Source organism: Nonomuraea sp. NEAU-A123 (genome assembly GCF_018603905.1).
GTDB lineage: Bacteria > Actinomycetota > Actinomycetes > Streptosporangiales > Streptosporangiaceae > Nonomuraea.
On record NZ_JAHFZZ010000023.1, the window covers coordinates 98,122 to 114,751 of the forward strand.

Below are 16,630 nucleotides of genomic sequence, written 5' to 3' on the forward strand. Positions count from 1 at the left end.
TGTCAAGGTGACGTGCGGACGGTCGGCGGGACTTTACTAACAACCGTCTGTGGGGGAATGAAATGCAGCCGAGTGTCTCGCTGAGCGGGCCCTGGTACCGAATCCAGTCGATCGCGGCACCCTCGCGAAGCTCGTCGGCGGAGTGGGACTTCGTCACCGTGCTGCCCGCCGTGTTGTCCGCGGCGCAACGTGACCGGCCGTTCGTCATCGGCTGGCTCTCCCGCGGTTCCGGTGCGCCGCTGGAGCTCATCACCAACGCCGGGCCGCTGTCGCCGCCGCGCCAGCCGCGCCGCGCCACGGACGCGCCGGGGGTGCCGGCCGGTCCGCAGCCGCTGCTCTTCCCCGGCGGGGCGCGCGGGGTGCAGCTCGACGAGGAGTACCTGGCCGACCTCGCCGACCTGGTGTGGACGCCGTGCCCGGGACGGCAGGCGCCGCCGCTCGGCGGCCGGCGTGAGTTCGGCGGGCTCGAACCTGACGAGCTGAAGCGGCCGACGCTGTTCGAGGCGACGCTGGTCACGCTCATGTCGAGGCCGTTCGCGTGGCTGGTGGTGGCCGAGCCGACCGACCTGCTCGACGCCGAGGTCGCGCACCTGCGTACGCAGCTCAACGTGCTCAGGCAGTACGGCGACGCCTCTGAGCGCAGCAGGTTCGACGCCGAGCGGGCCGAGCGCCGGATGCAGGAGCTCGACGCCTTCCGCGAGGCCGGGCTCTGGAACGTCCGCGTGCTGGCCGGCGGCGCCACGGCCGAGGAGCTCCGGCAGATCGCGCCGGTCCTGGTCGGCTCCGTCGAGATGAGCCACCATCCGTACCGGCTCCGCAGTGCCCAGGGCGCCGTCTACGGCCTGTCGGAGGCGCTCGGCCTGACCATGCAGGATCCGGCCGACGGCGCGGCCGCCCCCTTCGCCGCCACCGCCGGGGCGCTCGCGGCGCTGGCCGGGCTGCCCAGGCGCGAGGTGCCCGGCGTACGGGTGCTCGACTCGGGGTTCTTCGACGTGACCTCCGAGGCCGAGGAGGGCGAGCTGGACCTGGGCGAGATCCTCGACGGGCAGGACCGGTGCGTCGGCTCGTTCCGGGTGCCGCTGAGCACGCTCAACAGGCACGCCTTCGTCACCGGGGCCACCGGCTCGGGCAAGTCGCAGACGGTCCGGCACCTGCTGGAGCAGCTCAGCAGGGCCGGCATCCCGTGGCTGGCGATCGAGCCCGCCAAGTCCGAGTACGCCGCCATGGCCGGTCGCCTCGAGCCGCTGGGCACCCATGAGCCTGGGGCTGCCCAGTCGGTCACCGTGATCAACCCGTCGGCGCCCGCGGGCGTGCCGTTCAGCATCAACCCGCTGGAACCCGAGCCCGGCTACCCCGTCCAGGCCCACATCGACATGGTGAGGGCGCTGTTCATGGCGGCGTTCGACGCCGAGGAGCCGTTCCCGCAGATCATGTCGCTGGCCCTGCAGCGCGTCTACGAGGCCACCGGCTGGGACGTGGTCACCGGCGGCGCCGTGCCGGGCTCCAAGGTGCCGCCCAGCGTGCCGACCCTCGAACTGCTCCAGCAGCACGCCATGGACGTGATCAAGGAGATCGGCTACGGCCGCGAGGTCCAGGCCGATGTCGAGGGCTTCATCTCGCTGCGGCTGCGCTCGCTCCGAGTCGGCTCGGCCGGACGCTTCTTCGAGGGCGGCCACCCGGCCGACATCGGCGGCCTGCTGGAGCGCAACGTGGTGCTGGCGATCGAGGACGTGGCCAACGACGAGGACAAGGCGTTCCTGATGGGCACGCTGATCATCCGCATCGTCGAGCACCTGCGGATGCGGGCCAGGCAGGAGAAGTCCACCGGCCTGCGCCACGTCATCGTCATCGAGGAGGCCCACCGGCTGCTGCGCGACCGCGGCACCGGCCGCGCCTCCACCCACGCGGTCGAACTGCTGGCCGGCATGCTCGCCGAGATCAGGGCCTATGGCGAGGGCATCGTGGTGGCCGAGCAGATCCCCACCAAGCTCGTCACCGACGTGGTGAAGAACACCGCGCTGAAAGTCGTCCACCGCCTCCCCGCCGAGGACGACAGGCAGCTCGTCGGCGCGGCCATGAACCTCAGCGAGGAACAGTCCCGCCACGTCGTCTCCCTGCAGCCGGGATCCGCCGCGGTGTTCGCCGACGGGATGGACCGCCCGCTACGCGTCCGGGTGCCGCTCGGCGAGTCCCGCGAGCGGCTCCTGGCCGGCCCGCCCCCGCCGATCCGGGGCCGAAGATCGGCGGCCTGCGGCAGCCAGTGCCGTACCGGGCAGGCATGCACGCTGGTCGAGCTGCGCGAGGCCGACGTCCTCGCCGACGCCCCCGACTGGGCCTGGCTGCGCATCTGGTGCGACACGGTCGTCCTGGCCTTCGTGAGCAACCGGCCGCTGCCCGGCGTACCGCGCGTCCTGGCCGCCGCCTGGTCCGACCTGCCGGCCAGGCGCAGAGAGTGCCTGCTGGCCACCCTGATCGAACGGTCGGTGCAGCGCCGGGCCTGGTCGCTGCGGACCTGGTTCGACCCGGTCCTCCTCACCGAGAAGGCCGCCGAGACGGCCACGCGCCTGCTGGCCGCCGTGGAGAGCGGCGGCGAGCGCCCCGGCGCCTCCTGGGTCATCCCACAGGTGCGCTGGCTGCACGAGGTCGACAGACTCTTCCCGTACGGCCAGCCGGCCCCGAACCTCCGCAGCCCCGCACCCCCGATGGAGTACGCCCTGTTCCGCAACGCCTCCAACGGCGGCTCCGCCGAACTCCTGCACTCGGAGCTGCTCGGCCACCGAGCCAAGGCACTGCGGCACCACCCGCTGTCCATGGAGGTCGACCACAACAGGGCACTGGCCTGGCGGGTCATCCTGGGCGACGACGAGAACGAGGGCGTCCAGCGCGACATCACCACGGTCGCGATCGGCGTCGACCCTTCAGCGCGCCTGCGGCACGTGGGGCAGACGATGGGGGCCGGTTGGCTCGAAGGGGTACTGTCGTGGCCGCGCCGCTTCGTCCTGCCATTCGACCGAGACGGCGCCCCGGAACTCTCCTTCGCCGAACCGAGCTGAATCCGTTTACCGGCTTGGCCATCTGACTCCCGCCCCGCCACAAAGGGCTCGCCATCGGCGCTCCGCGCCCAAGGGCCTCGGCGTGCTCCCCGGGGCCTTCGGCCCCTCCTCTGCGAGGGCAAGCCCTCGCGCTCCCACGCTTCGCCACGGCCAGACCACGACGAAAACGCCAGCGCGGTCGGCCAGTACCACCGCCAGGTCCACGATCAGCGCGGCCAGGCCCACGGCGCGGCGGGCGTAACGGGCCGTCATCCGCAAGACCTGTTCTCGGTTGCACGCTCGGCGACGGCGTGCACGTCCTCGGCCAGGGCGGCCAGAAGATCGCCGGTTTCGCGGATCTAGTCGGCAAAGGCTTCATAATTGACCTTCGGCCTCGACCTTTCGAGCGCTTAGCCGTGGTCTTGCATCACTTCGCGGATGTCCTGCGATGTGCCCTCGGGAGGTAGCGGGTGATGGGTCACAGGCCGGTGAGGTGTGCAGCGGCCGTGATGGCGGTCGTCGCAGCATTGGGCGCGTCCGGGTGTGGAACACAGCCGGCCAACACCGCAGTCCGGTCCAGCGCGTCCATGGCTCCTTCCCCGAGGGCGTCCGCGTCACTGGACGTGAAGATCGAGAGACCGGGGCAGAAGGACGATACGCCCAATCCCGGGTCGGGGACGGGCGACCCACGGCTGGTAACGGCCCTGCTCACTCGCTTCCGGGATGTGCAGGAGTGGTCGTACATGCCGGGTGCCGTCGTCGCACTGCCTGTCGCCGACATGGAGTCCACCTTCATTCCATCGCGCCAGATCAGCAGTCCTTTTGGGGGGCCGGAGGAGTGCGACAAGTGGACTGCTGGAATGTGGTTTGCGGTGCTGCAGAGGTACAACACCGCCGGCGTGCAGGTGGCCGTCACCCAGACCATGGAGTTCTCCAGCCCGGGGGCACAGCGCCCGCGACGGCCCGAGAGCGCGGGCTTCAGCGAGGCGATCATCACCGGCTCCCCGGCCATGCTGAACCGTCTCGGGGATCCGAACCTGCCCGCGCAATGCCACCACCTGTCCGACGCGAACGTCGGATCCGGTGACATCCAGCCCTTGCCCGTCCCACACCTGGGCGAGCGATCCTGGGCCTACCGCATCACCGGCAGCGGGAAGGTCCCCATTTGGCAATGGGTGGAGGTGATCCAGACTTCACGCTATCTGCTGGAGATACGGATCCCGAATCAGGAGCCGCGCCCTCGTACCGATCCCGCCAAGCTGCTGCCCCAGATCGCCCAGGAGGCCTACGCAAAGACGGAGGCGGCGTTCCAATAGCTGCCGTACTGTGTCGCATTCCCGAATTTTCCGTACCGTCGGCCTTCCCCTCAGGCGTGGCGCACGGCGGCGCGTAGGGATCCGGCGATGTGGTGGGCGTCGGCCTCTGTGGTTCGCCAGTTGCTGAAGGCGGCGCGCAGTGCGGGCACTCCGTTCAGGACGGTGGGGGTGAGGAACGCCTCGCCGGCGAGGCGTTCGCTGAGCGCGGCCAGCCGCTCAGCGGTGGGGCCGGCGCTCAACGTGAAGCACACGACATTGAGCCGGACGGGCGCGAGCAGCCGCAGGCCGGGGATGCCCTCAATGGCCTCGCCCAGTGCCCGGGTGCAGGCGATGCACCGTTCGGTGATCTCACGGTGGCCGTCCCGGCCGTAGGCGCGCAGGGTGAACCAGGCGGCCAGCGCCCGCAGGCGCCGGGAGTTCTCCGGGGTGAGGTGGGCGCTGTCGGGCGTGTCGCCGAGCGGGCCGAGGTAGGCGGCGGCGTTCTGGAACACGGCCGTCTGCAGGTCGGGGCGGCGCGTGAATTGAAGCGCGCTGTCGTACGGCACGTTCAGCCATTTGTGCAGGTCGATGCAGATCGAGTCGGCCAGGTCAAGACCGTCGCACAGGTGGGCGTGGGCCGGGGAGAGGGCAGCGAAGGCGCCGAACGCGGCGTCCACGTGCAGCCAGAAGTCGTGACGCTCGCGCAGCGCCGCGATGGCGCGCAGGTCGTCGAAGTCGGCGGTGTTGACGGTGCCGGCGTTGGCCACCACGATGCACGGGCCGTCGACCTCACGCAGCGCGAGCTCCAGCGCCGCCGGATCGACGCACTCCCGTCCCGGGCTGGTGGGCACGGTGACCAGGGCGCGGCGTCCGAGCCCGAGCATGGACAGGCCCTTGGGCACGCTGGAGTGGGCGGTGCCCGACAGCACCGTCACCGGACCGAGGGCGCCGACCCCGTTCTCGGCCGGCGAGACGCCTGTTCGTTCGCCGATCCACTCGCGGGCGATGGCGAGCCCGACGGTGTTGGACATGGTCGCGCCGCTGACGAACGTCCCCTGGTGGTCGTCGGAGAGGCCGAACAGGGTGCGCAGCCAGGCGATCGTCTGGCGTTCCAGGTGCTGCCCCGCTGCGTCGAGGGAGGTGAAGGAGTTCTGGTCCCAGGTCGCGGTCAGCCAGTCACCGGCCAGCGCGGCCGGTGTGACTCCTCCGGTGACGAATCCCCAGTAGCGGGGGCCGGCGCTGGCTGACAGCGTCGGCTCCCAGCGCGCGCTGAACTCCTCCAGCGCCGCGCGCAGCCCTTCGCCCGGCACGGGTAGCGCAGTCGGCTCGGGGACTGGGGCCGGCGGGACGACCGGGCGTTCGGCCAGGTGTCCCAGCAGGTCTGCGCTGTGCTCTTGAACCGCGCGCAACAGCTTGGGCAGCTCGTCGCGGTCGGCGGCGAGTGTGGGATGCATGAGGTTTCTCCCTTCGTCTGCAACTCGTATGCAACGGTTACGACGGTAGGCGGGCCCTCTACCCCGTTGCCTGGTCCAATCGTGGAAAACTGGACCAGTGCGGATGGGAGAACAGCAGATAGCCAGGGCTCTGGGGTCCTGGCGCGGCATGGGGGAACCGCTCAGCACGGCGCTGGCCCGCGCCGTACGGGAGGCGTTGCTGGACGGCCGCATCCGCGCCGGCAGCGAGCTGCCCGCCGAGCGCCGCCTGGCCGTGGCGCTGGGGGTCAGCCGCGGCACGGTGACGGCCGCCCTGGCGCGGCTGCGCGAGACAGGATGGGTCCACACGCGGCACGGAAGCGGCAGCCTTGTACGGCTGTCCGCAGCGGTGGCCGAGCGCGTGGCCCCGCTCTCGGCGACCGGGGACACCGGGTCGATGATCGACCTTCGCCGGGCCGTCCCGGCCGCACCGCAGAAGCAGTACCTGGAGGCCACGCTGCGGGCGGCCGAGCGGGCCGGGCCTGTTCTGGCCGAACACGGGGAGCCGGGACCGGGGTTGCCGGAACTTCGCGCGGTGATCGCCGCGCGCTACAGCCGCAAGGGGACGGCCACCCGACCCGAGCAGATCCTGGTCACTTGCCCGCCCGGCGGACTGGCCCTGTGGCTGCGGTTGAGCGCCACACCCGCGGACACTGTCGTACGCCACGCGAACGAGCACGGGATCGCGCTCGTCGCGGGTCCGCGCTTCGCGGCCGACGCCACCCTGACTCACTACCTGCGCGTCCCGTTCACCCCGCCGCGCCCCGTCCTGGATCGCGTCGCCGCGGTCCTCGGCGATGCCTGCGCGCAGGGTCATGGCGCGCTCTGACGTGCCGTAGCCCGGATCTCCCGGAGCAGGAGGGCCAGTTCGGCTTCGGAGGTGTCCGGATGTGGATCGAGAGCTTGAGATCACTCAGCTACTCCACGGCCTTCTGATCCCCCAGGGAAGCTGAACCTTGGCTGCCGCCGGCTTCCCGGTGATCAGTTCGAAGGCCGGCTGGCTGAGATTCAATTGATTCGGCTTACAGCTCGAGCAGCGTCCTCCGATCCGGAATTTATAGACCTTGCCCTGATAGTCGAGCCTGACCAATTTATTGCACAGGGGATCATTGCTGGACTTGCCGGCGGTCCAGTATGCGGCCGGCGCACTGGCGATCGCCCAGACGGCCGGGTCCATCTTGGTTCCGCAGGCGCGGTAGTTGGCCAAGGCGTCGTCATGGGTGATGATGCCCTTTTTTACATTTGGCGGTGGGGTGTCGGCGTAGGCGGCAGGAATGGCCAGTGCTGACAGCGCGCAGGCGGTCAGCGTTGCCGCCGCGAAGACGTTACGGCCGAGGGTTTTCATCGAGGACCTTTCTTGGAACGCGTAGTCGTGCATATTGCAGAGCGATGGTCGTGATCACCATGCATTCGTCAGATTATGCCGATAGCGCGCAAGATGGCCAGGACGCCACGGCGGTTCCGAACCGAGTTTCCTTCATGGGCCATCGTTGAAAGGGTGAATTACCGCCTATTATTAACCGCTCGGTCCGCAATCGGTGCGATGGAAATATGTCGAGATAAACCGTTGCCGAAGGGTGGGAGGCGGTTGAGCCCCGGCGGGCCCCGGCCGCCTCCAGCGACCAAGCCTGATCTTTAATCTCCATCATCGGGTCGGTCGTGGCGTGGGCTGCGCGGCTGCCGGCCGCCCGGCTCTACCGGGCCCTTGAGCTCCGTCAGCAAGCGCAGGAGCGAGGCGCGCAGCGCCTCCAGCTCCTCCGGGCTTGTCAACTGCGCCCAGCGCTCCTCGACGCGCGCGGCGGTCGCGTGGGTGACCGGTTTGACGGACGTGCCGCGCTCGGTGGGGAACACCAGCCGGGAGCGGCGGTCGTTCGGGTTCGGGCGGCGCTCTACGTAGCCCATGCGCTCGAGCTGCTCGACTGCCTCGGCCATCGTCTGTTTGCGCACCCGGGCGAGCGCGGCGAGTTCCGAGACGCTGATGCCCTCTTCGGTCAGGAACGGGAACACGTTCGCGTGCGCGGGGCGCAGGTCGCCGAAGTCCGCCTCGCGCAGCGCGGCGTCGATGTCCTGGGCGTAGTGCTGGTAGAGCAGTCGCAGCAGGAGCCCGATCAGCGGCTGGGTAGGGAAGTTCGCTTCCATGATATAGACAGGCACCTGTCTACTTGCTTATATTGGTCAGGACCCTGTCGATCCTAGTAGAACGGAACCCGCCATGACCACGCCGCAGACCGCCTTCGGCCCGACTCTGGCCTTCGCCGAGCAGACGCTGACGGCCGTCCTCCACCAGCACCTCACCGAGCGCCAGACCAAGCCCGAGACCTGGTACGCCCTGCAGCTGATCGCCATACGTGGGCCGAACCTCGCCCGCGAAGCGCTGATCCGCGGCCTCGAGGGCTCGCGGACCCTGAACGCCGCCTCGACGCACGAGCTGCTCGCCCGGCTCGAGGCCGAGGGTCTGATCCGCGGTGACGCGGAGCTCGACCTGACCGCCGAGGGGGAGGCCCTGCATCGGAGCCTGCGCGAGTACGTCACCGGCCCGACGGCCCGGCTGCTGAGCCAATTCAACGCCGATGACATCGACACGACCGTACGTACGCTGCAGGCGATCACCAAGCGGGCGGCGGAGGGGCTCGCCGTCTAGTATCCACCGGCTCGGCCATCTGACGCCCGCCCGTCCACAAGTTTCTGTCGGAGGGTGAGGGCAGGATGAGGGCATGACTGTGACAGGACGCCTGGAACTCGTCGCGCTGGACGCCCCTGACATCCAGAAGCTCGCGTCGTTCTATACCGACCTCACTGGTTGGGAAGTCGTCCGGGAGATCTCCGACTGGATCACGGTGCGCACGGGGGACGGCCAGGAGATCGGGTACCAGCTTGCCCTCGACCATGTCGCACCCCAGTGGCCCGGGCAGGCGCACCCGCAGCAGTTCCATCTCGACCTCCAGGTCGACGGGCACGAGGCGGCGGCCGAGCGCGCCATCGGCCTCGGCGCCACCCGGCTGGCCGACGGTCCGACCTGGATCACTCTGGCCGACCCGGCCGGCCATCCGTTCGACCTGTGCCAGAAGGACGGCGCCGGGTCGGCGATGGAGCTGTTCGCGGTGACGATCGATGCGCCCGACGCGCCCGCGCTGGCCCGCTTCTATGCCGACCTGCTGGGCATGAAGGTCACGTACGAGGGGCCCGAGGGCGCGCTCATCGCCGGTGACGGCAAGAACCTGATGTTCCAGCAGATCAGCGAGTACAACCCGCCCCAGTGGCCGGACCCGGCCCACCCGCAGCAGGCACACCTCGACATCCTGGTCGATGATCTCGTCCCCGGCGAGGTCCGGGCCCTGGAGCTGGGCGCGTCGCGGCTGGACGCCGGTGGCGAACGGTTCCGGGTCTTCGCCGACCCGGCGGGGCATACGTTCTGCCTGACCCTGTAGCGCGGCTTGGTCGGACAGGGCGATCAAGCCGGACCTCGACCACTGATCGGCGGGCGGCATCGGCCCGCACTCCGCGGGCCATGGCGAGGTTCTGACGAACATCAACCCATCGGGCGCCCCTACGCTCCCGTTCGGAGCCACCCCGCTGGACTCAGAGGTGATCCGAGGCCATTCGGCGACATATCCGGTGTCGTCATTGCGAGTCGAGCTGAAGCTGGAAGACGATCCGGTCGACTTCCGGGCCGTCATAGTCGGGCACGGGCCCCACGACGGTGAAGCCCATCGCGGTGTGGAAGGCGATGGAGCCGTGGTTCTGGGGTGAGGTGATGGCCCGGATACTCGTCCGGTGCTCGGCCCCGGCGAGCTCGAAGAACCGCTGGTAGAGAAGTCGGCCCAGCCCACTGCCGCGAAGGCGCGGGTCGACGCCGACGAAGTGGATGTAGGCAGCGTCGGCCACCGAAGGGGACAGGAACCCGACGAGGAACCCCACCAGTTCCCCGTCCTCCTCAGCCACCATGCTGGTGCGATAGAAGTGGTCGAGGAACAGCCGCGGCAGAATCGACCGAATCGGCCGCCCCCACCAGTCATCCACCACGGCAACGATGCGATCGTAATCACCGGGGTCGGCCGACCGCAGACGCAGACTCTCACTCATCATCAAATGCTCCCCGTGTCGTTCATCGGCTGTCCAGAGGTCATGTACGTCCCGCGGGCCTGCTCACGCCGTACCCGACATGATCTACTGCCTGACATGCCGCTGCTCATGCTTGACCTCGACAACACGTTGGTCGACCGCGATGCCGCCTTCCGGGACGCGACCACCGCGTTCCTGGCCGAGCACGCGCTGCCTGGATCTGACGTCGAATGGCTGATGTCCATCGACGCCAGCGGGTACGCCCCAAGGCAGACCGTGGCCAACGCCATGGCCGACCGCTACGGAGCGTCCCTCCCCGAGAGCGCCATCCATCTCCTTCTTGACCACGGCGCCGCCGATCGGGTTGTCCTGACCGAAGCCACCTGCGACGCGCTCGGCAGCGCGATCGCCAACGGCTGGACATGCACGATCGTCACCAACGGCCGAACCGCGCAGCAGGAGGCGAAGATCCGGAACGCCGGCCTCGACAGGCTGGTCCACGGCTGGACGATCTCCGAGGCGATCGGTCACAGGAAGCCCGAGCCGGAGATCTTCAAGGCGGCGGCGGTAGCCGTCGGAGCCTCCCTCCACGGGGCTTGGGTCATCGGCGATTCCCCGCAGGCCGACATCGTCGGCGCGTACGGACTCGACATCCAAAGCGTATGGGTGTCATGCGGCCGACCGTGGACCGAGGCGGCCTACCGGCCCACCCATGTCGCCGACGACGCCGCATCCGCGATCCATTACGTCCTCGGCACTCCGACCTGACTGATCGGCCCTCTGAGAATTAACGGGTGGCGGCTGCGGAGGGTCTGTGGCCACAGTGGATAGGTGCCGGAGAACTACTTCGATGAACGGGTAGCGGAGACGTACGAGGCCAAGTGGCCGGAACTGTTCGACCCGGCGGTCGTCGAGCCGGCCGTCAGTTTCCTCGCCGATCTGGCGGGATCTGGCGCCGCTCTTGAGCTCGGCATCGGCACCGGCCGCATCGCGTTGCCGCTGAGCCGACGAGGCGTTCGCGTACACGGAATCGAACTGTCGCCGGCCATGGTGGCGCAGTTGCGGGCGAAGCCCGGCGCGGAGAGCATCGGCGTGACCGTCGGCGACTTCGCGACCACCGGGCCGGGTGGCACCTTCCAGCTCGCCTATCTGGTGCGCAACACGATCACGAACCTGACCACGCAAGACGAACAGGTTGACTGCTTCCGCAACGTGGCGGCGCATCTCGAACCCGGCGGCTGCTTCGTCATCGAGGTGTACGTCCCGGAGCTTCGGCGTCTCCCGCCCGGCCAGAGCATCCATCCGTTCACCGTGACCCCGGCGCACCTCGGTTTCGAGGAGTACGACGTCGCGTCGCAGATCGCGTTCTCCCATCACTACTGGGTGGTGGACGGCCGGCTGGAGACCCGATCGTCGCCGCACCGCTATGTGTGGCCGTCTGAGCTGGACCTCATGGCGCGACTCGCCGGAATGACCTTGCGCGAACGGTGGGCCGGCTGGAAGCGCGAGCCCTTCACCAGCGACAGCACGAGTCACATTTCGGTCTGGCAGAAGACGCCGCAGCGGTCGGCACGGGATGGCGGGTGAGACAGTTGCTGCGACGGCTGCGCGAACAGCGGCCGCACGAGTTCCCACGGACGCCCGAACGCATACCCTCGGCTCCCGCAGGGTCGTCGGCGCCGGTGATCGGGCTCACCGGTGGTCGGGGACGTGGGCGAGGCGTTGCTGGAGGGTGGCGTGCCGGAACTGGTACACCGCGCCCGCCTGGCGCAGCACACCCAGGCGGTGGGCGTCGGCCAGGAACGCCTGGAGCCGCCAGGGGAGCTGTCCGGTCAGGGCGAAGCGCAGCCGGGCGAGGGAGTAGTACGGCCAGCAGGTGGCGGCGAGGGCGATCAGGGCGCCGGTCGGGCCGAAGGTCGTCAACCAGTCGGTGAGCAGCTTCCTGGTGATGTCCTGGGCGTCGAGGTGGGCGGCCATCGGGGTGGGCGGCAGGAGGGTCGCGGCGCCGTCCAGGTTGATCAGCAGCGAGCCCGCGAGCGCGGAGCCGAGCCGGAGCGTGCGGTCGGTACGGATCGACCGGCACGGGCTCGAGACCGGCGGGCCGCCCGGCCTCTCGTACCACCAGGCCGCGGCGGCGAGCAGGCCCGCCACGGTGCCCGCGATCAGCGGCGCCACGGCCACGCTCGTGGCGCAGGACGTGCTGAGCTGGACCGGCCCACGGGCCCGGAGGCAGTACACCGCCATCGAGCCGAGCTGGATCACCACGGCCACGAGCGCGCCCGCGGAGGCGGCGCGCCTGCAGGCGCCGCCCAGTCGCCGTCTCCACCCCTGGAAGGAGAAGCGCCCGCGCCGTGGCTCCGCGGGCATGACCGGAAGCCCGACGACGACCACGACGGGCAGCACGAGGCCCACGTAGTAGGCCACGATGCCCGTCTCGGTGAGGATCATCACGAGCGGCGACAGCCCCATGAACAGCAGGTGCTCCACCAGTACGACGACCATGGGCGCCAGGGAGGCGACGCCGACCGCCGGCAGCATCGTCCGCAGCGCGCCGGACCGTGACGGGCGCCGCCGGGTGAACCAGTCGGCCGTGGTCAGCAGGGCCGGCAGGAACAGCATGGCGGCCAGCACCTTGGCCGCCGCGATGTGCCGCCAGTCGTCGCCCTCGATGGCGGCCCATTGCTCGCTCACCCGCACTACTGTGGGCAAGATCATCAGGCCGGTGATCGCGCCGGCCAGGGCCCGTACGGCCAGGCGTGAGCAGGTCAGCCGCGTCCAGTCGCGCAGGTGCCACCAGGCGAAGTCGGTCGTGCCGCGTTGCTGGAGCTGCCCGCTCAGGAAGCGCAGGTAGCGTTCGGCGCGTTCGGGGTCGCGGTGGCGCATGCGTGGCGCCTGAGCCGCCGCCCGCTCGTACAGCGCGGGGACGAAGGCGTCGAGCAGGTGTTCCTCCAGGGCTGCGGGGTCGGGGAAGAGATCGCGGTCGAGGAGCGTCGCGGGGTCGCCGCGGCCGTGGGCGTACAGGGACCGTACGAGGGTGACGCCGAGCGGCCGGGCGAGCACGGCGGCCAGCGGCTGGGCGGGATCGGCGCGCAGCCGTACGGCGACACGCCGCCACGCGTCCCGGCCGGTCGGGTCGGCGTACGTGAGCAGCCGTATGGCGTCGGTCACCGGCACCGGCGAGGGGACGAGCACGGCGGCGCGCGGCAGCCCCCCGCACCGGGCGGCGGCGGCCGTGAACTCGGCGGTGCGGCAGGCGACGACGAGTGGCGCGCGTGGATCGCCCGCCACGACCAGCGCCCGCAGCGCCGCCTCCAGGCGTGGCGCGGGCAGTTCGTCGAGGCCGTCGATGACGGGCACCACCCGGTGCGCCGCCAGCAGGTCCTCGGCGGCCCGCGGCCCGAAGCGCTCAGCGTCGGCCAGTAGGGGGTAGTCGCGCCGCAGCCGACGGGCCAGCCATTCCGCCGGCGTCTCGCTCTCGGGCCGGAACCCGGTGGCGGACACCAGGACCGGCACCTGCGTCACCCGCTCGTCGTCGAGCAGCGCCAGAGTGAGCTGAAGCGCGCAGGCGCTCTTCCCGGCGCCCGCCTCGCCGAGGAGGACCAGGCGCCGGGTCGGCGAGCCCGCCCAAGCCGCCGCGACCGCCTCGGCACCCTCATACCTGACACCCTCCGCGATGCCCGTGACCTGTGCGGAGCCGACGTCCTGACGGGCCGTCCAGACGATGGGCAGCGGCCAGGGCTCGAACAGCCGGCGCAGGGTCGCCTCCCGGCTCCACTGCTCACCGACGAGATGAGCCAGCGCCTCGGCCGCGGCATCGAGCTGCGCGGCGCTCGCCGTGACCGGTGCCGCGGGCCGACGCCACGCCCAGGGCGCCCCGAGGGCCAGGACGGCCACGGCCAGCCCGAGCACCGCGACCACCCGCTCGCCCGCATCTCCACCGAGCGTCACCGAGGCCAGAACGCCGGCACCCGCGACGACGGCCACGCCCAGCCACGTCACCGCCCACCGCGCCCGGCGGCCGCCACGCATGCCGTCTCCCATGCAGCCACCCCTGGTGCACTGTAGGCAGCGGTGGCGGTGACGTAAAGGGGTCGAGAGAATACTGTCTGTTATGTTCCGCTATGGCGGGGAGCATGGACCGTTCGTGCTTATATCTGGCTGAGCGCGTGATGGCGTTAGTTAAAACTTCCAAAGGATGGCGTATTGCCGCTGATGCGATGCAGCTGTGAGCAGGGTCTGCGAAATCCGATTCAATGAGAACGAACTTCAGCCCTTGGCAACGTGCGTAGGAGCGCGGCCCCACGCGCTGCGACGTGATACGCCATGATGGATCGGTGATCATCGCCCCGGCTCCGTCGCCCAGCAACGGCGATATTTTCGAAGCCCCCTTCCCCGAATCAACATTTCCATTCCCGGCCCATTCGTCGGATGTCGGCCTGTTCTCTGAGTGGGCGTGGCCGCCTTTTCTGGTTGGTGTGATCACAGGGACACTCGTTGCCGCGCTGGCCGCCGTGATCATCATCAGGGTGCAACGTAATCGCCACCGATCCCGCGACGACTACAGTCGCGCACCACGGCCCGAAGCGGACGGCTGACCCTCCCTATCCATGGCGCGGAGGAACTCCACTGCCGTGCGTATCGGGACGCGGTCCACCGCCGCGCGTAGAGCCGGACTCGGGAACTCTTCGGTAGGACAGCGCGGTCCGTTCAGGACTGATCGTGTCGTCGCAGGGCGGTGGTGGCGAGGATGACGATGACGGCCAGGTCGAGGGTCATGCGTGCCAGGTCGAGGTTGAGCCAGAGCCCGACCTGGGGCAGCGGTACGGCGTCGCTGGTCGTGGTCCAGCCCAGGACGGTCGGAGCGAAGTACAGGTAGGTGGTCAGGCGCTGGAGGTAGTACACGGTGGCGCCGATCAGGAGCAGACGGCGTTGCCTGGAGCGACGCCAGGCCAAGGTGAGTGCGGCGGGGATGAGCAGCCATTCGAGGAGCGGGTTGATCATCATGTACAGGCCGGTGGCGCCGCCGGAGGCCGGGGAGCGCATCAGCGCCAGGTAGGCCTCGGGGGTGGGATACATCAGGTGCTGAACGAGTCCGGCGCCGAGGGTGAGCGTGGTGATGAACGCGGCGGCGAGTGCGACGGCGGCGGGCAGCACCGTGGATCGGTCGCGCAGTCGCAACAAGGGGCCCGCCAACAGCGCGGCCAAGGCGGTCCACACCAGTCCTCCGGCGGCTCCGGCCAGCGCGAAGACCGATGAGGAGGCGGCAAGGCCGCCCAATGCGCCCAGCGCCGCCGCCAGTGGCGCGATGACCAACAGCGGTCTGATTCGACGGGTGGCTGGACGGGAGTGGGCGCGGGTGTGGGTGGGAGTCGTCATGGTGGTCCTCCGTTAGGGCGTTCAGCCAGGACCGGGGAAGCCGGTCGGCAGTTCGGTCAGGAAGCGACGGATCGCCGCGAGGTCGGCCTGCCTGGTGCCGGTGCGTCTGATGCGGACGGTGCAGTAGCGGATCTGGCCGGTCAGGCGGATATGTCCGCCGGCGGCATGGGCCCGTTCCGGTTCCAGGTCCGGGGTCATCTGCTGCCCGGACATCAGGACGGGTGGCGGAGGCCCAGCGTTGTGGCGCCGCGACGGCCCCGCAGCTCGATCCGTTCGGCGTCAGTCCAGTGGCCATGTTTGGTGAGGGCCCTGTGGGAGTTGTCGAGACGCTCGACGTACGTGGTCTTCATCGCGATCCTCGCGGTCATCATTTATCTTGGCCTTCAAGATGAATTTAGTTTGATAGTCGAGAAGCTTGAATGTCAAGAGAGTCTCGGGATGAAGTCCGCCAAGCGATCGCTCGACCCGTTCCCCCGGCTCCACCGACCGCCGTAAGGTCCGGGTGCAACTCACTGACGTCGCCCGCGACAAGACCTGGGAGCCTCGCGACTGCGAGTAGCTTTCGTCGGGGGCCGGAGCATTGTCGCGTCATTCGGGCAGATCCGACAGTGTCGGTGATCCGCCGCCAGGCCATCCTCAGCCGCTACCGGCGGAGCGGTCGTTGCGGTGATCCCGAGTACGCCGCGTAGACGGGATCAGCCTGCATGATCAGACCTGAATGGGTCACACTGAAAGTATGAATGGCAGAGGGTACGGAGTGCTCCGTCCTTACGTCGTGCCCGCAACACTGGACGAGCTCACCGGGCCGGTGAAGGGTGTTCTCACCTTGCCCAGACATATCGACTGGGGGCCGGAGCGCCAGTACGACCTGGACCAGATCGCCGATGCACGCCTGCTGTACATGCGAGTCATCCGGGAAAGCAGTACGCCTGACGACCTGCGCCGCTTCCTCAACGCCTCGGTCCTGCGCAAGCTCTGGCCCGAATTGGTCCTGCCCCCACGCGTCCGCGCTTTGTGGCTCGACCGCTTCCCCGAACTCCATCGTCACGCTGCGTAATGGACGACTTCCACCACCGCCTTGCCCGCATCGCTCTGGCCGTGGCCGCCGATCATGGATTCGCCTTGGCGGGCGGCTACGCCGTACAGGCTTACGGCGTGCTCCAGCGGCCCAGCGAGGACATCGACCTGTTCACCTCCAGCGTTCGCGACGATTTTTCCGTGGGGGTGGCCAAGATCTGCACCTCCTACGTCGAACGTGGTGTGCGAGACCTGGAAGCGTTCGGCGGCTCGCCGCAGTGGCCATCCCTCATCCACGACACGGCGAGCCGGACGAAGACGTCCCCGTTCGGTCAGCAGGGCGTTACGGTGCGGTTGGCCCGGCCTGCTTCACCGC

The 16,630-nt window shown here is 69.5% G+C and carries 17 protein-coding genes and 2 pseudogenes; 9 read left to right on the top strand and 10 right to left on the bottom strand.

The annotated features are described in order from the left end of the window. Nucleotides 1-62 precede the first annotated feature (62 nt). The gene (locus KLK06_RS46485; protein ID WP_214642157.1) at nucleotides 63-3,053 is read left to right on the top strand and encodes an ATP-binding protein; all 2,991 of its coding nucleotides are present in this window, start codon (nucleotides 63-65) and stop codon (nucleotides 3,051-3,053) included. Between the two features lie 602 nt (nucleotides 3,054-3,655). Then, the gene (locus KLK06_RS46490; protein WP_214642158.1) at nucleotides 3,656-4,348 is read left to right on the top strand and encodes a hypothetical protein; all 693 of its coding nucleotides are present in this window, start codon (nucleotides 3,656-3,658) and stop codon (nucleotides 4,346-4,348) included. A gap of 50 nt (nucleotides 4,349-4,398) precedes the next feature. Here KLK06_RS46490 and KLK06_RS46495 read toward each other — a convergent pair whose 3' ends face one another. After that, entirely contained in the window at nucleotides 4,399-5,781 is a 1,383-nt protein-coding gene (locus tag KLK06_RS46495; protein ID WP_214642159.1) for a pyridoxal-dependent decarboxylase, read from the bottom strand. A 103-nt stretch (nucleotides 5,782-5,884) separates the two neighbouring features. On the opposite strand from KLK06_RS46495, the gene KLK06_RS46500 reads away from it, so the two are divergent. After that, entirely contained in the window at nucleotides 5,885-6,628 is a 744-nt protein-coding gene (locus KLK06_RS46500) for a GntR family transcriptional regulator (RefSeq protein ID WP_250907110.1), read from the top strand. An 84-nt stretch (nucleotides 6,629-6,712) separates the two neighbouring features. On the opposite strand, the gene KLK06_RS46505 is transcribed toward KLK06_RS46500, so the two are convergent. Continuing rightward, complete coding sequence (locus KLK06_RS46505) at nucleotides 6,713-7,144, bottom strand: RlpA-like double-psi beta-barrel domain-containing protein (protein ID WP_214642161.1); 432 nt, start codon at nucleotides 7,142-7,144, stop codon at nucleotides 6,713-6,715. 290 nt (nucleotides 7,145-7,434) lie between these two features. Next, nucleotides 7,435-7,938, bottom strand: coding sequence for a MarR family winged helix-turn-helix transcriptional regulator (locus tag KLK06_RS46510; RefSeq protein WP_214642162.1), 504 nt, complete (start codon nucleotides 7,936-7,938; stop codon nucleotides 7,435-7,437). A gap of 73 nt (nucleotides 7,939-8,011) precedes the next feature. Between KLK06_RS46510 and KLK06_RS46515 the strand changes: the two genes are divergently transcribed. Together KLK06_RS46515 and KLK06_RS60700 are read left to right on the top strand one after the other, a co-directional pair. Next, nucleotides 8,012-8,440, top strand: a complete 429-nt coding sequence (locus KLK06_RS46515; protein WP_214642163.1) for a hypothetical protein — start codon at nucleotides 8,012-8,014, stop codon at nucleotides 8,438-8,440. A 73-nt stretch (nucleotides 8,441-8,513) separates the two neighbouring features. Next, nucleotides 8,514-9,227 carry a VOC family protein gene (locus KLK06_RS60700; protein ID WP_250907078.1) on the top strand — a complete coding sequence of 238 codons (714 nt, stop codon included), beginning with the start codon at nucleotides 8,514-8,516 and terminating at the stop codon, nucleotides 9,225-9,227. A gap of 193 nt (nucleotides 9,228-9,420) precedes the next feature. Here the strand turns inward: KLK06_RS60700 and KLK06_RS46530 are convergent, their stop codons facing one another. Further along, the gene (locus KLK06_RS46530) at nucleotides 9,421-9,882 is read right to left on the bottom strand and encodes a GNAT family N-acetyltransferase (RefSeq protein ID WP_214642243.1); all 462 of its coding nucleotides are present in this window, start codon (nucleotides 9,880-9,882) and stop codon (nucleotides 9,421-9,423) included. Between the two features lie 96 nt (nucleotides 9,883-9,978). On the opposite strand from KLK06_RS46530, the gene KLK06_RS46535 reads away from it, so the two are divergent. Further along, nucleotides 9,979-10,629 carry an HAD family hydrolase gene (locus KLK06_RS46535; protein ID WP_214642164.1) on the top strand — a complete coding sequence of 217 codons (651 nt, stop codon included), beginning with the start codon at nucleotides 9,979-9,981 and terminating at the stop codon, nucleotides 10,627-10,629. Nucleotides 10,630-10,692: 63 nt separating this feature from the next. Beyond that, entirely contained in the window at nucleotides 10,693-11,448 is a 756-nt protein-coding gene (locus KLK06_RS46540; RefSeq protein ID WP_214642165.1) for a class I SAM-dependent methyltransferase, read from the top strand. A 105-nt stretch (nucleotides 11,449-11,553) separates the two neighbouring features. Here the strand turns inward: KLK06_RS46540 and KLK06_RS46545 are convergent, their stop codons facing one another. Next, a complete protein-coding gene (locus tag KLK06_RS46545) occupies nucleotides 11,554-13,902 on the bottom strand; it encodes a hypothetical protein (protein ID WP_214642166.1) in 2,349 nt (782 codons plus the stop codon). Nucleotides 13,903-14,195: 293 nt separating this feature from the next. On the opposite strand from KLK06_RS46545, the gene KLK06_RS46550 reads away from it, so the two are divergent. Further along, on the top strand, nucleotides 14,196-14,456 hold the full coding sequence (locus tag KLK06_RS46550) for a hypothetical protein (protein WP_214642167.1): 261 nt from the start codon (nucleotides 14,196-14,198) through the stop codon (nucleotides 14,454-14,456). A gap of 112 nt (nucleotides 14,457-14,568) precedes the next feature. On the opposite strand, the gene KLK06_RS46555 is transcribed toward KLK06_RS46550, so the two are convergent. The 4 genes from KLK06_RS46555 to KLK06_RS63320 all read right to left on the bottom strand — a co-directional run bounded on the left by KLK06_RS46555 (nucleotide 14,569) and on the right by KLK06_RS63320 (nucleotide 16,209). Then, entirely contained in the window at nucleotides 14,569-15,237 is a 669-nt protein-coding gene (locus KLK06_RS46555; protein ID WP_214642168.1) for a hypothetical protein, read from the bottom strand. Nucleotides 15,238-15,258: 21 nt separating this feature from the next. After that, nucleotides 15,259-15,450, bottom strand: a complete 192-nt coding sequence (locus tag KLK06_RS46560) for a hypothetical protein (protein ID WP_214642169.1) — start codon at nucleotides 15,448-15,450, stop codon at nucleotides 15,259-15,261. Further along, nucleotides 15,450-15,587 carry a hypothetical protein gene (locus KLK06_RS46565; RefSeq protein ID WP_214642170.1) on the bottom strand — a complete coding sequence of 46 codons (138 nt, stop codon included), beginning with the start codon at nucleotides 15,585-15,587 and terminating at the stop codon, nucleotides 15,450-15,452. The genes KLK06_RS46560 and KLK06_RS46565 overlap by 1 nt, the downstream gene beginning before the upstream one ends. Nucleotides 15,588-16,005: 418 nt before the next feature. Next, the gene (locus KLK06_RS63320) at nucleotides 16,006-16,209 is read right to left on the bottom strand and encodes a hypothetical protein (RefSeq protein ID WP_214642244.1); all 204 of its coding nucleotides are present in this window, start codon (nucleotides 16,207-16,209) and stop codon (nucleotides 16,006-16,008) included. Nucleotides 16,210-16,293: 84 nt separating this feature from the next. On the opposite strand from KLK06_RS63320, the pseudogene KLK06_RS60710 reads away from it, so the two are divergent. Next, nucleotides 16,294-16,458, top strand: a pseudogene (locus tag KLK06_RS60710) (nucleotidyl transferase AbiEii/AbiGii toxin family protein); the annotation flags it as partial. A gap of 33 nt (nucleotides 16,459-16,491) precedes the next feature. Here the strand turns inward: KLK06_RS60710 and KLK06_RS46575 are convergent. After that, nucleotides 16,492-16,593, bottom strand: a pseudogene (locus KLK06_RS46575) (IS481 family transposase); the annotation flags it as partial. Nucleotides 16,594-16,630: the final 37 nt, after the last annotated feature.

What these genes read in the sequence shown, in the direction of transcription:
- KLK06_RS46485 (WP_214642157.1), top strand. Translation starts at nt 63, where the DNA reads ATGCAGCCGAGTGTCTCGCTGAGCGGGCCCTGGTACCGAATCCAGTCG.
- KLK06_RS46495 (WP_214642159.1), bottom strand. Translation starts at nt 5,781, where the DNA reads ATGCATCCCACACTCGCCGCCGACCGCGACGAGCTGCCCAAGCTGTTG.
- KLK06_RS46500 (WP_250907110.1), top strand. Translation starts at nt 5,885, where the DNA reads ATGGGAGAACAGCAGATAGCCAGGGCTCTGGGGTCCTGGCGCGGCATG.
- KLK06_RS46505 (WP_214642161.1), bottom strand. Translation starts at nt 7,144, where the DNA reads ATGAAAACCCTCGGCCGTAACGTCTTCGCGGCGGCAACGCTGACCGCC.
- KLK06_RS46510 (WP_214642162.1), bottom strand. Translation starts at nt 7,938, where the DNA reads ATGGAAGCGAACTTCCCTACCCAGCCGCTGATCGGGCTCCTGCTGCGA.
- KLK06_RS46515 (WP_214642163.1), top strand. Translation starts at nt 8,012, where the DNA reads ATGACCACGCCGCAGACCGCCTTCGGCCCGACTCTGGCCTTCGCCGAG.
- KLK06_RS60700 (WP_250907078.1), top strand. Translation starts at nt 8,514, where the DNA reads ATGACTGTGACAGGACGCCTGGAACTCGTCGCGCTGGACGCCCCTGAC.
- KLK06_RS46530 (WP_214642243.1), bottom strand. Translation starts at nt 9,882, where the DNA reads ATGAGTGAGAGTCTGCGTCTGCGGTCGGCCGACCCCGGTGATTACGAT.
- KLK06_RS46535 (WP_214642164.1), top strand. Translation starts at nt 9,979, where the DNA reads ATGCCGCTGCTCATGCTTGACCTCGACAACACGTTGGTCGACCGCGAT.
- KLK06_RS46545 (WP_214642166.1), bottom strand. Translation starts at nt 13,902, where the DNA reads ATGGGAGACGGCATGCGTGGCGGCCGCCGGGCGCGGTGGGCGGTGACG.
- KLK06_RS46555 (WP_214642168.1), bottom strand. Translation starts at nt 15,237, where the DNA reads ATGACGACTCCCACCCACACCCGCGCCCACTCCCGTCCAGCCACCCGT.
- KLK06_RS46560 (WP_214642169.1), bottom strand. Translation starts at nt 15,450, where the DNA reads ATGTCCGGGCAGCAGATGACCCCGGACCTGGAACCGGAACGGGCCCAT.
- KLK06_RS46565 (WP_214642170.1), bottom strand. Translation starts at nt 15,587, where the DNA reads ATGAAGACCACGTACGTCGAGCGTCTCGACAACTCCCACAGGGCCCTC.